We start from the raw sequence: 1,278 nt of genomic DNA on the forward strand, positions 1-1,278 counted from the left end.
GGCACTGACTACCTTTTTTGAGACAATTAAAAAACACCTTATTATGCAGCCAGTTGTCGGTATTGTACCGGCGATTGGCTGTTTAATTTCGTTTGAATGCGGATATTGTTATAATAAGTAATGTATTCTTCGACAATTTGAATCACATGCGCATTCGTTGTGCGATGGATTCCGTCGAGGTAGAACGTTTCCGACTTTAGTGAGGAGTGGAACGTTTCGATTGGAGAATTATCAGCGGGCGTTCCTTTTCGGGACATGCTCATGGTAATTCTCCTTTCTTTTACTGCCTTTTGATAGGCATATGATGTATAAACCGAGCCTTGATCGCTATGCAAAATACAGCCTTCCGGCAAGTCAGGTAATTGATGCAACGTATCCAGCACAAAGGCAGTATCCTGGATGAAACCGATGGTCTGGGCTACAATTTCTCCATTGTAGACATCTAGGATACTTGAAAGATACATCATAGATTGCCCGAAGGGCAAGTACGTAATATCCGTCACTAGCTTTTCCCAGGGTTTAGACGCAGTAAAATCCCTCGCCAACAGATTCGGTGCGACATATGCAGGCTGCCCAGTACGTTTCCGTTTCTTCACTTTTACACGGCACTGCCAACCATGTTTCTGCATGACGCGCTGTACTGTCTTCTCGCAGGCCCCAGGAAACAATTCCGCAATCTTCCGGTAGCCATATATGAATTTATGCTTCTTACACAATTCGCCAATCTGTCGATCACGCGTCTCCTTTGGCGTTTCGTTCCCTTCTTGAGCTTTCCAGCGATAATACGATGATCGACCGACACCCAAGTGTCTGCAGATTTCTCCTATAGTCATCTTTCCACTTAATTCTTCCACTAACTGAATCACAACTCTTGGCGCCACTTCCTTTCCAATTCCGCGTACTTTTTTAACACTTCCACCTGTTGTTTCAGATATCGATTTTCAGCCTGCAACCTCGCTGTCTCACTTTCATACCCAGGTCCTTTGCCGAAGGCATATTGCTTGCCGACGGGTTGTGCAAGACGATGCAATTCACCATTCCGATACCATCTCATCCAAGTTTTTAGCTGTGTACGATTTCGGATATTCAGTTCCTCCATAACTTCTTTTACAGGAACACCCGCTAACCTCATTTGAATCGCCTTTAATTTAACTTCTTCTGGATAACTAACTTTAGTTCCCATAGACAAAAAACACCTCCACGTTGATGTATTAAGGTTCAATACCCGTTTTTCAACGTAAGGTGTTTTTATTTGTCTCATTTTCTTAGGTCAGTGCG

General features: G+C 43.6%; 1 protein-coding gene. It reads right to left on the reverse strand.

What is annotated here, in order from left to right; all coding sequences use genetic code 11:
• Positions 1-41: 41 nt before the first annotated feature.
• Positions 42-1,183, reverse strand: a protein-coding gene (locus ACR65H_RS18480) for an IS3 family transposase (protein ID WP_440502414.1) whose coding sequence is annotated in 2 segments (ribosomal slippage) — positions 42-910 and positions 910-1,183 — 1,143 coding nt in all. Because the reading frame shifts where the segments join, the coding sequence is not laid out codon by codon here.
• Positions 1,184-1,278 lie beyond the last annotated feature (95 nt).

Source organism: Sporosarcina sp. SAFN-015, from assembly GCF_059415085.1.